Origin of the sequence: Bacillus sp. AY2-1 (genome assembly GCF_008368965.1) — a bacterium.
Classification (GTDB): Bacteria; Bacillota; Bacilli; order Bacillales; family Bacillaceae_G; genus Bacillus_A; species Bacillus_A thuringiensis_S.
This window is the reverse complement of the sequence record NZ_QPEL01000083.1, coordinates 26,677-43,868: the sequence shown is the minus strand read 5'-3', so window position 1 is coordinate 43,868 and position 17,192 is coordinate 26,677. Positions and strand designations below refer to the sequence as shown.

Here is a 17,192-nt window from a genome sequence, read left to right as displayed (position 1 = left end):
CTATATTCCGTTATATTGTTGTATAATATCTATGAAAGCGCTTATTATTTCAATATACATAATTCGAATCAACTTTTATCAAAACATTCCAATGATTATACTTATATTTACATGTAACAATTCTAGTTTTCAATGTAGGTATACCAAATATATCCACCCCATTTTTCTGTAAAATTACTTTATAAAGTGAAAGATTAACTTGGGTGATAAGTTATTGTGAATGTTTTTTTACAAAACAGATAAGTAATAGTGTTTGGTATTATGTAAATTATTGTAATAACATAAGAGTAAAGAAAACATTTACATTGATTATTGGTTCATCAATTATTGAAAAGAGCAAAATGCACCTTTTGTATGGAAAAGGATTATATGCATTGGGAGGTTTAAACAAATGACGAGGAAGAATACAACGACAAACCCTTGGGCCAAGTTCCACGGTCCGAACCTTGGTTATGTGATTGAACAGTATGATCTTTACGTAACTGGAGCAGGTTCTGTTGATCCGGAATTACAAGAGCTTTTTGAAATTTTTGGAGCTCCTTCGTTTCAAGATGATGTCGTAACAGGGGACAACACAGCAACACATTTTTCTCCTCAAAACACAGGTAACATTGAAAAAATTCTTAAAGTCGTTCAACTTGTTGAGCAGATTCGTTCTTTCGGGCACACGTTGGCTCACATCAACCCGATGGAAGATGCTGCAAATGGACAATCTCTTCTTGAGAAAGCAATGAACGAACTGAGCGATGCTGACTTGAAAGCGATTCCAGCGAAAACAGTATGGCAAGATGCACCAGAAGGTATTCACACTGCACTTGATGTAATTCATAGATTAAAAGACGTTTATACAAAATCTTTAGCTTATGAATTTTCTCATATACAAGATAGTGAAGAACGCACGTGGTTGCATCAAATGGTGGAATCAAATTCATTGCGTCAACCACTATCAAATAAAAAACGAACTGCTCTTTTAAAACGTTTAACAGCTGTTGAAGGTTTCGAGCAATTCTTGCATAAAACATTCGTTGGGCAAAAACGTTTCTCTATCGAGGGCGTTGATATGCTTGTGCCTGTTTTAGATGAAATTGTTCTAGAAGGTGCTAAGAACGGTGTAGAGGATGTCATGATTGGTATGGCTCACCGCGGTCGTCTAAGCGTACTTGCTCACGTATTAGAAAAACCATATAGTCACATGTTTGCTGAGTTCAAACATGCAAAAATAGAAGGCGCAGTAGCCAATTCTGGCTGGACTGGCGACGTAAAATACCACCTAGGTAGAGAACAAGTCGTTAGTAACGAAGAAGTTAGCACTCGCGTGACATTAGCAAATAACCCGAGTCATCTTGAGTTCGTGAATCCTGTAGTAGAAGGTTTCGCACGTGCTGCTCAAGAGAATCGTAAAAAATCTGGTCTTCCAGATCAAGATATTTCAAAATCATTCGTAATTTTAGTTCATGGTGATGCTGCATTCCCTGGTCAAGGTATTGTATCTGAAACGCTCAACTTAAGCAGATTGAACGCGTATCAAACAGGCGGAACGATTCATGTTATCGCAAACAATGCAGTTGGTTTTACAACTGATAGCTATGATTCTCGTTCTACGAAATATTCAAGTGACCTTGCAAAAGGTTTCGATATTCCGATTGTTCACGTGAACGCTGATGATCCAGAAGCTTGTCTTGCAGCTGCTAACCTTGCGATTCAATATCGCATGTTGTTCAAAAAAGACTTCTTAATCGATTTAATCGGTTACCGTCGATATGGTCATAACGAAATGGATGACCCAGCGGTTACGCAACCACAAGTGTACAAAAAAATTAAAAATCACCCAACTGTAAGAGCAATTTATGCAGATCAATTACAAGCTGCTGGTGTTCTAAATGCAGATGAGGTTGAAACAATTACTCAGTTTACGCAAGAACAATTAAAATCCGATTATGCACAAGTACCGCCAGCTGATACGAGCGATGCAACAATTCACGTTAAAGTGCCAGATGTTGTTGCAAAAGGCATTCAACCAATTGATACTGGTGTTGAGATTGACTCACTTCGTGCAATTAATGAAGGTCTACTATCTTGGCCAGAAGGCTTTAACGTATATCCGAAAGTGAAGAAAATTCTTGAGCGCCGTAAAGATGCTTTAGAAGAGAACGGTAAAATTGAATGGGCACTTGCTGAGTCATTAGCATTCGCTTCTATTTTACAAGAAGGTACGCCAATTCGTTTAACTGGTCAAGATTCACAGCGTGGTACATTTGCGCACCGTCATATCGTATTACACGATACTGATACAAATGAAACATATTCACCATTACATCGCTTACCAAACATTAATGCATCATTCTCTGTTCATAACAGTCCGTTATCAGAGGCTGCTGTTGTTGGTTACGAATATGGTTATAACGTATTCGCTCCAGAAACTCTTGTTATGTGGGAAGCGCAATATGGTGACTTTTCAAATACTGCGCAAGCATTATTTGATCAATATGTTTCAGCTGGAAGAGCAAAATGGGGTCAAAAATCTGGTTTAGTTCTTCTATTACCACACGGTTATGAAGGTCAAGGACCAGAGCACTCTAGTGCACGTCCAGAGCGTTTCTTACAGTTAGCTGCTGAGAATAACTGGACAGTTGCAAACTTAACGAGCGCGGCACAGTACTTCCATATCCTGCGTCGTCAAGCATCTATCTTAGGAACAGAAGCTGTTCGACCATTAGTACTGATGACGCCGAAGAGTTTATTACGTCACCCACTTACGCTTTCAACTGCTAGTCAGTTAAGCGAAGGACGTTTCCAACCTGCTTTAGAACAAGAAAACCTTGGCACGAAACCAAATAAAGTAAAACGTCTTGTTTTAAGCACAGGTAAAATGGCGATTGACTTAGCAGCAGAAATCGAGTCTGGTAAACATGAGTACAACTTAGACGAAGTTCATGTCGTTCGTATCGAGCAATTGTACCCATTCCCTGCTGAGAAAGTTCAATCTATTATTAAACGATTTAAAAACTTAGAAGAAATCATTTGGGTTCAAGAAGAACCTCGTAATATGGGCGCATGGCATTACATGGCTCCAATTCTGTTCGAACTTGCTGGAGATAAAGTGAAAACAGGTTACATTGGACGTCCTGATCGCTCTAGTCCATCTGGCGGCGATCCATTCGCTCACAAAGCTGAGCAAGAACTAATTGTTGCACACGCTTTAGATGTGAAGTATAACTTCCGTCAAGATAAACAAGAAATTGAAGTTTTCAGCAACTAAAAAGTAATAATGAAGGTTTCTAGCTTGTTCCCTGGGCAGATATTCTGCCCAAGGCCAGGCTAACAAATGGAGATTACCGAAGACAAAAGAAGAAAAAACACACCGTTAGGCAAATAAGGGGAGGACATTTAAAATGATCGAAATTAAAGTACCTGAGCTTGCAGAATCTATTACCGAAGGAACTATTTCACAATGGCTTATCAACGTAGGCGACAAAGTTGAGAAAGGCGGCAGCGTTGTTGAGCTTGAAACTGATAAAGTCAATGTAGAAATCATTGCAGAAGATTCAGGTATTGTATCGAAGTTACTAGGCGAACCTGGGGATACAGTTGAAGTTGGCGCAACTATCGCAATTTTAGATGCTAATGGAGCACCAGTTGCAGTAAGTACACCTGCACCACCTGCTGAGCAAGCAAAACAAGAAACAGCTGAAGCACCGAAAGCTGCGGCTCCAAATGCTGAACAAACTACGAGTCTACAAGGCTTACCAAATACGAACCGTCCTATCGCATCACCAGCTGCTAGAAAAATGGCTCGTGAATTAGGAATCGACTTAAACGACGTACGTAGCACAGATCCACTTGGACGCGTGAGACCACATGATGTACAAGCTCATGCTGCAGCACCAAAAGAAGCACCAGCTGCTCCAAAGAGCCCAGCTCCTGCTCCAGTTGCAAAAACGGAATTCGAAAAACCAGTTGAGCGCGTGAAAATGTCCCGCCGCCGTCAAACAATTGCAAAACGTCTTGTAGAAGTTCAACAAACATCTGCAATGTTAACAACATTTAACGAAGTTGATATGAGTGCGATCATGGAATTACGTAAAGAGCGTAAAGACGCTTTCGAGAAAAAACATGATGTACGTCTTGGCTTCATGTCATTCTTCACAAAAGCAGTTGTTGCAGCATTAAAACAATTCCCATTATTAAATGCTGAAATTCAAGGTGACGAGCTTATCATCAAAAAATTCTATGATATCGGTATTGCAGTAGCAGCTCCAGATGGATTAGTTGTTCCAGTTGTACGCGATGCTAACCAATTAAACTTCGCTGAAATCGAAAGTGAAATTCGTAATTTAGGTATGAAAGCACGCGATAACAAACTTTCATTAAAAGAACTACAAGGTGGTACATTTACAATTACAAACGGTGGTGTATTCGGTTCTCTAATGTCAACACCAATCCTAAATAGCCCTCAAGTTGGTATTTTAGGAATGCATAAAATCCAAGTACGCCCAGTTGCAATTGATAACGAGCGTATGGAAAACCGCCCAATGATGTACATTGCTTTATCTTACGATCACCGTATTGTTGATGGTAAAGAAGCAGTTAGCTTCCTTGTTGCTGTTAAAGATATGCTTGAAGATCCAAAATCATTATTATTAGAAGGTTGATAGATTAATAATCTAATATATAAAGGCTGTAGAATACATCATTCTACAGCCTTTTTTTGCGTTCATACGGGACAAATTTCATGACATAAGATAATAATGTATGCCTAAACGTAAGGAGGATTAAAATGAATAACCTTCCAATTCATGCAAAACTTAAAGTAAATAAGGATACTTTCTTCCTGCCCGATTCAAACGGGGGTGTCTATTTTCGAAATAACGCCAGTTCATTTCGCATGGACGGTGATGGAATTTATGACTGGATTGAAAAATTAATGCCAATGTTTAACGGTAATCATTCTTTAGCAGAAATAACTGATGGTCTCCCTCTCCCCTATCAAAATCGTGTATTTGAAATTGGAGAGGTTTTATATGAAAATGGTTTCGTTCGCGATGCAAATCAAGATGCACCTCATGAATTAAACAGTACATTACTCGACAGATATGCTTCACAAATTGAATTTTTAGAAGCTGATTCTCATTCAGGTGCTTTAAAATTTGAAACGTACCGCGGAGCAAATGTCCTTGTACTTGGCTCCGGAGATATGCTTACTTCTTTAGTTTCTTCTTTATTAGAATCTGGTTTACCTACATTTCATTACCTCGTTACAGATCGAGATGAAACAAACTATGACAGAATACATGAGCTAATAGAACGTGCATATGAAGTTGATAACGGTGTACTCATTCAAGAAATCGATACTACAATTGACCGTCCCTTGCATGAAGTATTCGAACCTTTTGATTGGATTTTATATGTTTCTCAAAATGGAGACATTGACGGTTTAAAAACAGTTCACACTATTTGTAGAGAAACGAAAAAGAATTTTATACCAGCTATTTGTTTATCAACACTCGGTATAGCTGGACCTGTCGTAACGGAAAATCGTGATGAATGCTGGGAATCCGCATGGCATCGGCTACATGAAACGACTTTGCAAAATGAAAATTCATCAGATTCCTTCTCACCAATTACATCTGCAATGTTAGCAAATGTAATCGTTTTTGAATTGTTTAAACATGTCGCGGATGATTTATATCGTGAAAAAAAATTACAATTCTTTTTATTAAACTATGAAACACTTGAAGGAACGTGGCATCCTTTTATAAAACACCCTCTTGCAACTGATGAAAGTTTTACAATTGATACGATAGAAAATCTTTCTGAAAAACTTGAGCATCGGTCCAACCAACATACTTCAACTGATGTATTCCGCTTTTTCGACTCATTAACTTCTAAAGAAGCCGGTATATTCCATGTATGGGATGAACAAGATTCATATCAATTACCGTTATCACAATGCTATATTCAAGTAGCCAATCCATTATCAGATGGCCCAGCTCCCCTTCTGCCTCTTATGACTCGCAGTGGATTAACTCATAATGAAGCACGCCGAGAAGCTGGTTTAACAGGAATTGAAACATATGTAGCAGAAATCATTCACCGCCTTATTCCTGAACATAACGATATCGGTATTGGCGCTGGAGAAACGATGACAGAAGGATTTTACCGGGCACTACAACAACATTTAAATAATAAATTGTATGAACGGCAGTCACATATGCTAGAAGAACTTACAACGATTGATTTAACTGATATTCACGATAAACATTGTAGATTTTATTACGATGCCCTTGCTACAATTCATGAAACACCTAAAATCGCAATGAGTGAAGAGATTCTCAGTTTTCCAGTCGTTTGGGTTGGTATAAATGATAAATGGTACGGTGCATCTAATATTAATATGACGTTAGCGTTACGGAGCGCACTACAACTATCACTGCTCCACATTCAAAGTGAAGAGACTCCTTACAGAGCTAATATCTTGCCTGAATCATCTATTATTTTATATGACACGGATTCTTTTAGGGTGGAAATACAAGCGGAAGAAGAAATTCCAAGTGTGCAATCTTTACAGCTTGCCTTACAGCATTTAGAAGAACATAATTTTTATCCCTTCGTGTTTGATTTAGCAATCGAACCATTTTTGAAAGAAAACTTAGACGGTGTGTATGGGGTATTAATTGCAAAGGAGGACGGTCTATGACTCAAAATATATTGCTTATAGGGGATGGCCTTCTTGCAGACTATGTACATGATCAATTATGCAAACAATATTCCATCATTCGTCAGCATACCCTTACAGAAGAACTTCCTGAAAATATTTATCTCGCTCTCGTATTACATGATGGATCTCCTTCTACTATTCATCATGATGCTGAGCTAATTTTTCGCTCAAATCATATTCCGTGGCTTCGTGGTTTCACTTCATTTGGCGAAGGTATTATCGGTCCTTACATTCATCCTCTTACGCCCGGATGTTCCCATTGTTCTGATGGACGCCGTTTTATCGCTGGCTTTGATCAAAAAGAAATGTGGGAACTACAGCGGAAATATGCCTTTAAAGCCGAAAATGGAACGAGGCGTGATGTACGTGCCACCCAAAATGGCATGTTACAAATGTGCCATCTTATTTGCGCAGAAACAGAAAAAATATTAACTCATAACCATTCTTCTTTAGAAAATGAACTTATTTTACTAAACTTACAAACATTACAATGTACGCGGCATTCTTTTCTTCCAGATCCTCTCTGTCCTGTATGTAGTAGTTTACCTGATGATACTGCGGATGCGGCGGAAGTTTCTTTACAACCGAATTTAAAAGTAAGCACCGAAACGTATCGCTGCCGTTCCATTCATGAATTAAACACATTTTTAACGAAAGACTATTTAGATTATCGGATCGGTATGTTGAACGGCAAAATGCAGCATTCTTTATTGCCATTCGCTGACGTCATTATAAACATGCCATTAATGTTTGGAAATGAAGGTGTTGCAGGCCGAACTCATTCATTTGCAGTGAGTGAAGCAACTGCTATTTTAGAAGGTTTAGAACGATATTGCGGTATGTCGCCTCGCGGGAAAAAGACAAATGTGCATGGTAGTTTTCATGATTTAGAGGAACATGCACTAAATCCCCTTACACTCGGTGTGCATACAAATGAACACTACAATCGTGATAATTTTCCATTTAAGCCGTTTGATCCTGATTATGAGCAAAACTGGGTATGGGGATATTCTTTATCACAAAACAGACCGCTTTTAGTTCCTGAATCAATTGCTTATTATAGCCTTGGTCATCGAGATGCTTTCGTGTATGAAACATCAAATGGATGTGCAATTGGCGGTAGTTTAGAAGAAGCGATTTTTCACGGCATTTTAGAAATTGTAGAGCGTGATGCCTTCTTACTCACTTGGTATGCCGAATTACCTCTTCCCCGCCTTGATCTTAGTTCAGCAAATGATACAGAATTACAATTAATGATCCAGCGGTTACGTACGATTACTGGATATGAATTACACGCTTTTAACGCGACGATGGAACACGGCATCCCGAGCTTATGGGTAATTGCAAAGAATACACGTGAAAATGGAATGAACGTTGTTTGTGCGGGAGGCGCTCATTTAGATTCTATTCGAGCTTTAAAAAGTGCCATTCAAGAAATAGCAGGCATGTTACTTATAACAGACGATGAGCTCGAGCACAAAAGAGAATACTACGAAAAATGCTTACAAGATCCTTATTTCGTTAATAAAATGGAAGACCATAGTATGCTGTACGGATTGAAAGAAACGGAAGAACGTCTTCACTTCCTTTTACGAGAAGATGCACCGGTGCAAACGTTCCAAGAAATGAATGTATCACAATCATTTGATATGGATTTAACATCCGATCTCCGCCAACTTTTAAATCGTTTGCATCAATCTAATCTTGAAATAATCGTTGTAGATCAAACCGCTCCCCTTATAGAAAAGAACGGACTACACTGTGTAAAAGTTATTATTCCAGGCATGTTACCGATGACTTTCGGACACCATCTTACTCGGATTACAGGACTGGACCGGGTATATACCGTACCGATGACACTTGGATATACAGACGAACCTTTAACGAATGAAAGATTAAATCCACATCCACATCCGTTTCCATAGTAAAGGAGGGATTTCATGCAGCTAGATACTTTTTTACATCATCTCCATTTCTCTATCGATGAAATTATGCCGAATCATGAGGTGGACTGGAAAGACGCACCGCTTCCTTATAAATTATATCGAAATGTACCTACCATCCCGCTCTCCTTAGAAATCCCATTATCTTTACCGAACTCTTCTACTACACCTACTTTAGATGAAATTGGTCACTACCTTTGGTATTCATTTGGTGTAACACAATTATGTCAGCTAAATAGCGAGAGAAATGTATTACGAAGATCTATTCCTTCAGGCGGCGCTTTATATCCGAATGAATTGTATATCTATTTAAAGATTGACGATTATCCAGACGGCATTTACCATTATGACGCCGCGCATCACCGGCTTATTTTACTTCGCGAAGGAAATTTCGATTCTTATTTAGCAGACGCACTCGGTAATCGCTGTAACATACAGTCTTGTTTCGGTGCTGCATTTATATCTACTATGTTTTGGAAAAATTTCTTTAAATACAATAATTTTTCATATCGTCTTCAAGGATTAGATAGCGGGGTCCTTATTGGACAATTACTAGAAAGTGCAAAACAGTTTGGCTACACAAATGGCGTATATTTTCAATTTCTAGACCGGGCAATGAATCACTTAGTCGGATTGTCAGAAGGTGAAGAAAGTGTGTATGCCGTTATTCCTTTAAGTACAGAGCCAGAAACTAATTGGTTTCACAATGATTACCGTGAAAATAAAACAGTTACTTCTCATGAGTTGTTGCAACAAATTCCGCCGTTAGCACATGAACATTTCGTTCGCTCAAAACATGTAGGTGAATATCCGATGATAACAAAAATAAATGAAGCTTCTATGATCGAATCGACAGCACACTTCCAAACACTACATCATGAAGAGCACTATCAACATAATGCGTACGCTGTACAGCTACCAAAAGTAGAACGGTTATCGTATGATTTCCTACAACTTTGTAAAAAACGATATTCTCCTGATGCGGACTTTATTTTAACGAAATGGGATGCAGCCGAGCTCGCTACTTTACTACAAGAAGCGAGCCTCTCCTTCCCCTATTACAACGACCTTGACGGTAAGTATGCAAATGAAAATGCACGCGTCTTCTTATATGGATGTTTTTATAACGTGAAAAATATTGAAAACGGGGCTTACGCTTATAATAGTAAAACACATTCGATACAACCAATTCGGTATGGAGACCTTCGTTACCCTCTTCAATCTAGTATGACGATGGATAACGTTAACCTTTTTCAAGTACCACTTTGCTTACATGTAGTCGGAAAGAAAGATTACTATACACGTGCATTAGGCTATAGAGGATATCGTATTCACCAAATGGAAGCTGGTATCCTCGTTCATAAACTCGTTTTTGCAGCGACCGCGATGGGGATGGGCGGGCATCCATTACTTAGTTTTGATACAAATTCATGTGATCAATTGTACGGTATTGATGCTGGGAATGAAACGTCTCTTATTCAAATTCCTGTTGGGGCGTATCGAGCGCGGAATTGGTTAAAAGGGGTTTTGCATAGTTAAAAGCACGCCGATGGACGGCGTGCTTTTTTACTAGATTAACTTAAAAATACTCTTAATTTGTCTAGCAAATAACCAATTTTTCGTACCGTAGTTATCATTTAAACTATCTAAATTGATAGATTGTCCGTTAGCAAACTTTAATTCTAGCATTGTATTTTTATCATTTGTTTTTAAGTTACTATGTGTAATAGCATCATACTTTAATTTTTCAATCTCAATACATTCGTCTTTTTCTTGTCCAATCACGACATGGTCTTGGAAGAAGAAAAAGACTTCTACTTTTTTACCGAAACAAAATACATTTTTCGTATAGATTAATGTCGCGTTATCAAGTCCGATGCATACTTCTTTCATCTCTTCAACAACGTTTCCAAAGTCTTCTTCATGTCTTGCGTTTGATTCAGCAATCCATTCTTCGATTGTTTTCATGTTAATTGCCATACTGCGCCCCCTGGTTCGTTCATTGCTTTATTTAAAAATAAATACTATATGAAAATATAAGCGATAAGTACTATGTTTTCAAGGGTAAACGGTATATTCGAAATAAAGTTAAATTTCAAAGTAATATACTAGGTGCATCGATTTCATTATATTTCAAACGTTTGAACGAGACATTCTTCATCATCAATTAACTGTGTTTTCTCATCAAATTCGATGTTTATCTCCCCATATACTTTCTTCCAAAAAGAAACTGCTGGTATATTTTTCACAAGTTCGATAACGAAATACTGCCCTCGTTTCTCTTTTAGTACATTCGCAATAACTTGTTTACCGATTCCTTTCCCTTTGTACTGATTCAATATGAAAATGTCATTTATACCAAAGTCGTTTTCCTTCTTCAAAAAAGGACGTTCCAGTAGTAACAAAAATCCTACAATATCATTATCACTTTTAATAAAATACGGAGTGATTCCGTCATTTTCCCAAAACATGTGCAAATCTTCGTATTCGAAAAATCCATTTGCCTCAATCGTTATATTGGGAGTGAATGTAGAGAGGTCATGAAGATATAGTGCATACAAATTACGCAATATTTCTTTTTCTGTTTCTTGAACTATTTGAAGTGTTACAAACATTTTTAAAGATCCCCTTCCCTATATGTAACTGTTTCTTCCTCTTTATTATTCGCTAAAAAAGTTTACCTACCTTTGCAAAAAAAATAGCACTTTAAAAAGTGCTATTCCGCTCTCCTTGCCGCTTGCTGAATTGGGTCCCACACGCTGTTATATGGTGGTGCGTAACTTAAGTCGACATCTTCTAAATCGTGAATGCTCATTTTATTGAAAAGTGCCATTGCGATCACATCAATCCGTTTATCTACGCCTTCTTCTCCAATTACTTGCCCGCCCAACAATTGTTTCGTATCAGAGCGATATAGTATTTTCAAGTAAAGTGGTTTTGCATTTGGATAATAGCCCGCCATATTTGTAGAATCTACTTTGACCGTTTTATACGGGATATGTAGCCCTTTTGCTTCTTTTTCATTTAAGCCTGTTCTTGCGAGCGTCAAATCCATAAATTTAATAATACCTGTGCCTAACGTACCTTTAAATGCTCTTCGTTTATCAAGCATATTCAGTCCAGCAAGTCGCCCTTGTTTATTAGCAGTCGTTCCGAGCGGGATATGATCATGAATTTCCTTTATAACGTGGTAATGTGTTGCGCAATCACCGGCTGCATATACGTCTTGCACATTCGTTTGCATATATGCATTTACTTCGATTGCTCCTTTATGATTTGTACGTATATTTGTCCCTTCAAGAAAATCAGTATTTGGCTTCACACCTACAGATACTAAAACAAGATCTGCTTTATACGTACCTTTATCCGTTTCGACTGCTTCTACTCGTTCCTTCCCTTTAAACGCTTTTACATTTTCATTCGTTAAAATTTCAATATGATGCTTATCTGCTTCTTTATGTATGTACTCTGCCATATCTGCATCATAAATCGTACCGATATGATCATTTCGCTCAATCATTCTTACTTTCTTACCAAGTTCGACGAATGTTTCTGCCATCTCAAGTCCAATGGCACCACCGCCAATAATCGTTACATCTTCAACTTTATTCGTTTCTAGCGTTTTTAATATGCGCTCAGCATCAGGAATTGTTTTTAAAAGGTGAACACCTTGCAAATCTCGACCTTCCCACTCTGGCATAACAGGACGTACGCCAGTTGCAATTAATAAACGATCGTACGGAAATTCAAAAATATCTTTCGTCTTCGTATGCTCTGCGTACACCACTTTCTTTTCCGTATCTACTTTCGTTACTTCATGTCGTACTTTCGCATCAATTCCATATTTATCACGAAACGTCTTCACATTACGCGCAATTAATTTTTCCTTTGAAGCGATAGCACCACTAATGACATATGGTAACCCACACTGCGCGTACGAATAAATTTCACCTTTTTCTAACGTTACAACAGTTGCATTTTCATCGTTTCTAACAATTTGCATAGCTGCACTCATACCAGCTGCATCTCCGCCAATAATGACATAGTTCACTTTACCACTCCTTCTTTTTTACATACTCTTTACGTTTTCCATATTTTATAGAAATAACACCTATTTCCATTGTAAAGAAAGAGAATTCCATCTTCAAATTTGGTGCACAAACCTATGCTTTAATAGGTAGCCGTCGTGTCTTATAAACAACATGTTTAATATGCTATAACAGTTACTATTGAAAGTAGGTGAAATATATGTGCGCCGGCCTTCTCGCCCAGCTTCCAGATGAACCGCAAGAACCAAAAGAACCGAAACCCGCCCTCTCACTTGACCAAGAATTTTCCATTAATGCGACAATATACAGCGCTCGTGCCTGGTTATCTAACGATGATACGTTTGCGCAAGATATTTGGAAAGCTACCCAATTCGCTTCAGCATCACATGCTGGCAAGTCTATCTTTCCAGTCGGTTCAGTTAAAATTCTGAACTTCTCTGACGATACAATAACTGTTACTGCTTCACCAGAATCAGATCATGCGCTCAAAATAGTCGTACCCCCCCATTCCGAGGCAGCCCTAACATCTGGTCCTTTATCACATATACAAGCTAGTACATCAGGAGGATCAAGTAAAGTCACATTTCTCTTTCACATCTTTTTCTCAAGGGATCCTGGTTCAGATAAATAACCATAAAAAAGGTACAGTTATGCACTGTACCTTTTTCACATGTTTATTCTCTTGATTTGATGAGTTCAACATTATAAGTTTCAATATCTGTTAGCTTTCCTGTAAAATATGGATTTTCTCTATACCAAGATTGTTTTGAAAAATACGTTTGCATATCTTTCGTCTGAAAAATATGTCCATGCCTTGCATATATTTCATTTCTAGCAATTTTCAACTGTTCTTTCGATAAATATGCTAAATCTGTACTCGTTAATTTTCGAATATCACTATCTGGGAAAATGAAACCATTATATACATACGGAGTGGTAGATGGCGGAGTAACATTATAAACAACTGTTTTTTCTGTACTTTTCTTTTGAAATGGAAGATTATAAGACGGAAGTGCCGTTACCGTTTCTACCTTCGTCGTTTCCCTTCCATTTTCTCCATTTCGTTCTAAATAAATCGTCGTACTTCCATCAGTCGCTATAGGCCCCCATGTAATTTCTTCTCCTGCCAGTGCTGTAACTGGTTTTTGATTTACGTACAATGTTGCACCAGGCGCGTTCGTTTGAACTGTAATATATTGACCTTGCAACGTTAAATCTATCATTACGTTATTTTGGCTTTGTTTCATAAGTACAACCTTTTCCTCACGCGATAGTTTTACATAATCATTTTTATATTCTGATTGAAACACTTGATTGCCCGGAAGAAACGGCCCATATTGCTTCTCAAACTTTTTGTCATCTGTCTTATCAATTTCTTTTCCGTTCATTTTTAACGATACGCCTTTTTCATTTGTAAGCAAAGTGGTATAGTACGTCTTCACTTTCAATTTATACCGATCAAATATAAAGAAATACTTTCCGTCTTTCGTTAACGAAAAATCAGCTCTTTCTATTCCGTCCCGTTGTTTTTCACCTTGTCTCAAATATTCTTTTAATTCATTCACATACGATGGATTTTCTTTTATATATGAAAATAGAGGCGTTAAACTCTCTTTTGTTATCATAACCGATTGATCATCTGCCGTAATGATCTCAGCTAATTTCTCTCCGTCCCTCTCTTGTAAAATCGTAATCATCCGATCTACTTGTGCCACCTGCGTATAATACGATGATCCGTACAAATATAATCCAATAATCGCTATAACAAATAGTGCTAACAGTGTAATGCCAACCTTTGCACCACCGCTCATGTTCTTCTTTACTACAGGACTTCCCCTCTTCGTCCCGCAGTTTTGACAAAATTGCACACCATCTTCAAACTGAATTCCGCACTTTGTACATACATTCATCCAGTCAACCACCTTTTCATTAGAAGCCAGTTATTCCCTGTGTTAAGGCTTGAATTATCGTGCTAATGTAAGACCAAAGTACAATAAATGTTGCAATTCCAATTAAAACATTTGCAATAATAAGTGTGTACACGAGATCTAATCCGCCATTGTCTAGCTTTAATATGGCTACAGTTATACTAATCCCTATATAAGTTGCAGCTACCGATAATAATATCGGTAAGAAAAAGATTAATAAGAAACTAAAAAGAAAAGAAAGGACTAATATAGCAATAGCCGGCGTCGCTAGCGTTCCCCATATACCGAATACTTCAAGAAACGAAAAAGATGATTTCATCATCTTACCACTTACAAAAATAATAAATCCGACAAATAAAGTTAAAATTAATAAAAAGAAAAAGACCGTTATAGATTCTACAAAAAATGTGGGAGTAGATATATCTGGTGCAAATGTTCTCGTAACTGCTGATGCTGCACTCATCATTCTATAAAAAATACATGCTCCTAAAAAACAAATAAGAACAAGACTTACAATTCCATTTCTTACTTCAATCGTGCCGCTTTTCATAATCGCTGTCGGTGCTTGTAATGCATGTTTAAAAAATTGAAAATAGCCGCTCGCAAACCGCTTCGCTTGCTCTACCGTTTCATTTGGCCGAGTTTCCTTTACTTGTGCCGCGCGTGCTTGTTCCGGCCCTTCTTCTTGACCACTACTTGCCACTACTTCTTCCGTTAACGAATGTCCACAATTCCCGCAAAACTTTGCCTCTGCTGCATTTTCTGTATGACATGACGGACATTTCATTCTCTCATCCCTCCTTAAGCATATACCATATAGGGTGTTACAAATTCAATATATGACTTTGTACATAAAACATGACTACAAGAAAAAGATTCTGAAATCCTTCTTTCAAAAGAAATTATATATGCTAGCAATCTTGAAAAATAATGCTATTATGAAACAGAACAAATAACATTTTTAACAGATTGGATGAAAGACAATGGAATTGGTAAAATCAATTTTTCAAATACTCCTTACAAGCGTAATCCAATTATTTTCCTTAATTGGCGTTATCATTGTAATTGGATTTCTATTAGGTTATTTAGAATCACTAACACGAATGTATTGGTCGAGGGCTTTCGGAAGAAAAGGATTCCTTTTAACGGCGTGGATTGGTGTTCCGATCCACGAACTTGGACATGCCATTATGTGCGTACTGTTCCGTCATAAAATTGTAGCAACGCAGTTTTTCCCAACAGATACAAGTCAAGGAGCATTAGGTTACGTACAACATCAATACAATCAAAAAAGTGTGTATCAACGAATTGGGAATTTCTTCATCGGCATCGGGCCTATTATTTCTGGTATTACTGCATTAATCCTTTTAATGCGCTATTTCGTACCAGAATCATATTTTTTATTTAATACAACTCTCGAAAAAACGATCGCTTCTACTTCTATTAATGTAGAAATGATTCAAAACATGCTCTTGTCGACGTTTGTATTATTGAAAAGCTTATTTACAATCGGCAATTTATTGAATCCTTCCTTTTGGTTATTTTTATTTATCGCCATTTGTATTTCCGCACATATCGCTTTAAGTAAACCAGACATTAAAGGATCAATAGACGGAGTTATCGTCATGTTTATCGTTTTATTTTTATTCAACATCATAGCGGGACTGTTTCAATACGACAGTAACCAGCTAATTGGACAGGTTATGAAATATAATATGTATCTCATTGCGTTTTCTAGTGTAGCACTGCTTTTCTCTTGTCTTTCTACACTCGTTAGTTTTTCGTTTTATAAAATAAGAAGAGGGCGTTCTTTTTGAACGCCCTCTTCTTATTAATTATTCCCCTTATAATCACAATGCTCAACAGGCACACGAGCATGCCCTTCTTCATCGGTACACCATGACTGTGATTGGAATGCAAGAAAGATACCAATCCATTCTTCTTCCTTTTCAAAGTGAATGAGTATCCCTCCGTCTTGCCATATGCCATTATCACCTTTCCATTTCTCTACATTCCCTTGATTCATGTGAATATCATGTATACCGTTTCCTGGTTTGAAATGAAAATAGGAATCTGGTGTGTTTTCTTCTGGTCCCCATCTTTCACCAAACGCGTAAATAATCGCTTTTTCTTCTATCGCTCGCTTTATATAACGTTCTATTTTTTCGTTTAAATCATTATCTGCTCCTGCTTTTTCGGGAGGCAAAGGAATCATTTGTTTTGAATCAAATAGATTTCCTCTTACATAATCTAAAGCCACTTTCGGTTCATTGTTTTTTATTTCTGTAAAACCGAATGGTAATGTCGGTAAAATATGAATCGCTTCTGATTTAATATTGTTACTCGCAAAATATAAAACTTCTGACGGATAACTTTGCGATTTTACGTTAATTGCAATACGATAATCTACTCCTACTTCATCTTGTAAATGAACTTGATAATGAGGTGTTTTCCCTTTTCCAATCTTTGATTGTATAACTGTACCTTTTAACACACCGTAGTTTTTTAGGGGCATACATTTCATCTCCTATTCATTTAGTAGAAGCTATTCATA

13 protein-coding genes are annotated in these 17,192 nt (G+C 37.5%); 7 read left to right on the top strand and 6 right to left on the bottom strand.

Translation table 11 applies throughout. The annotated features are described in order from the left end of the window. Positions 1-391 precede the first annotated feature (391 nt). From odhA to DN403_RS20415, 5 genes are all read left to right on the top strand, one after another. On the top strand, positions 392-3,259 hold the full coding sequence (odhA, locus tag DN403_RS20435) for a 2-oxoglutarate dehydrogenase E1 component (RefSeq protein ID WP_000197142.1): 2,868 nt from the start codon (positions 392-394) through the stop codon (positions 3,257-3,259). Between the two features lie 133 nt (positions 3,260-3,392). Beyond that, positions 3,393-4,652 (top strand): 2-oxoglutarate dehydrogenase complex dihydrolipoyllysine-residue succinyltransferase, encoded by a 1,260-nt coding sequence (gene odhB, locus DN403_RS20430; protein WP_000569919.1) that lies wholly within the window; start codon positions 3,393-3,395, stop codon positions 4,650-4,652. Positions 4,653-4,777: 125 nt separating this feature from the next. Further along, positions 4,778-6,697 carry a putative thiazole-containing bacteriocin maturation protein gene (locus tag DN403_RS20425; protein ID WP_016077959.1) on the top strand — a complete coding sequence of 640 codons (1,920 nt, stop codon included), beginning with the start codon at positions 4,778-4,780 and terminating at the stop codon, positions 6,695-6,697. Further along, a complete protein-coding gene (locus DN403_RS20420; RefSeq protein WP_149185696.1) occupies positions 6,694-8,643 on the top strand; it encodes a TOMM precursor leader peptide-binding protein in 1,950 nt (649 codons plus the stop codon). The genes DN403_RS20425 and DN403_RS20420 overlap by 4 nt, the downstream gene beginning before the upstream one ends. 15 nt (positions 8,644-8,658) lie before the next feature. Then, a complete protein-coding gene (locus DN403_RS20415; protein ID WP_016077961.1) occupies positions 8,659-10,200 on the top strand; it encodes a SagB family peptide dehydrogenase in 1,542 nt (513 codons plus the stop codon). A gap of 30 nt (positions 10,201-10,230) precedes the next feature. Here the strand turns inward: DN403_RS20415 and DN403_RS20410 are convergent, their stop codons facing one another. From DN403_RS20410 to DN403_RS20400, 3 genes are all read right to left on the bottom strand, one after another. Continuing rightward, on the bottom strand, positions 10,231-10,641 hold the full coding sequence (locus tag DN403_RS20410; RefSeq protein ID WP_000996785.1) for a DUF3908 family protein: 411 nt from the start codon (positions 10,639-10,641) through the stop codon (positions 10,231-10,233). Between the two features lie 146 nt (positions 10,642-10,787). Beyond that, positions 10,788-11,276, bottom strand: coding sequence for a GNAT family N-acetyltransferase (locus tag DN403_RS20405; protein WP_137073204.1), 489 nt, complete (start codon positions 11,274-11,276; stop codon positions 10,788-10,790). 101 nt (positions 11,277-11,377) lie between these two features. After that, on the bottom strand, positions 11,378-12,712 hold the full coding sequence (locus tag DN403_RS20400; RefSeq protein WP_137073205.1) for an FAD-dependent oxidoreductase: 1,335 nt from the start codon (positions 12,710-12,712) through the stop codon (positions 11,378-11,380). A 197-nt stretch (positions 12,713-12,909) separates the two neighbouring features. On the opposite strand from DN403_RS20400, the gene DN403_RS20395 reads away from it, so the two are divergent. Then, complete coding sequence (locus tag DN403_RS20395) at positions 12,910-13,341, top strand: hypothetical protein (protein ID WP_000332402.1); 432 nt, start codon at positions 12,910-12,912, stop codon at positions 13,339-13,341. 43 nt (positions 13,342-13,384) lie between these two features. Here DN403_RS20395 and DN403_RS20390 read toward each other — a convergent pair whose 3' ends face one another. Together DN403_RS20390 and DN403_RS20385 are read right to left on the bottom strand one after the other, a co-directional pair. After that, the gene (locus DN403_RS20390; protein WP_001099914.1) at positions 13,385-14,620 is read right to left on the bottom strand and encodes a TcaA 3rd/4th domain-containing protein; all 1,236 of its coding nucleotides are present in this window, start codon (positions 14,618-14,620) and stop codon (positions 13,385-13,387) included. A gap of 19 nt (positions 14,621-14,639) precedes the next feature. Continuing rightward, complete coding sequence (locus DN403_RS20385; RefSeq protein ID WP_000650096.1) at positions 14,640-15,425, bottom strand: zinc ribbon domain-containing protein; 786 nt, start codon at positions 15,423-15,425, stop codon at positions 14,640-14,642. Between the two features lie 196 nt (positions 15,426-15,621). Here DN403_RS20385 and DN403_RS20380 point away from each other — a divergent pair, with 196 nt between their 5' ends. Next, positions 15,622-16,455, top strand: coding sequence for a hypothetical protein (locus DN403_RS20380; RefSeq protein ID WP_137073206.1), 834 nt, complete (start codon positions 15,622-15,624; stop codon positions 16,453-16,455). Between the two features lie 14 nt (positions 16,456-16,469). Here DN403_RS20380 and DN403_RS20375 read toward each other — a convergent pair whose 3' ends face one another. Then, on the bottom strand, positions 16,470-17,153 hold the full coding sequence (locus tag DN403_RS20375; protein ID WP_001128581.1) for a DUF2278 family protein: 684 nt from the start codon (positions 17,151-17,153) through the stop codon (positions 16,470-16,472). Positions 17,154-17,192: the final 39 nt, after the last annotated feature.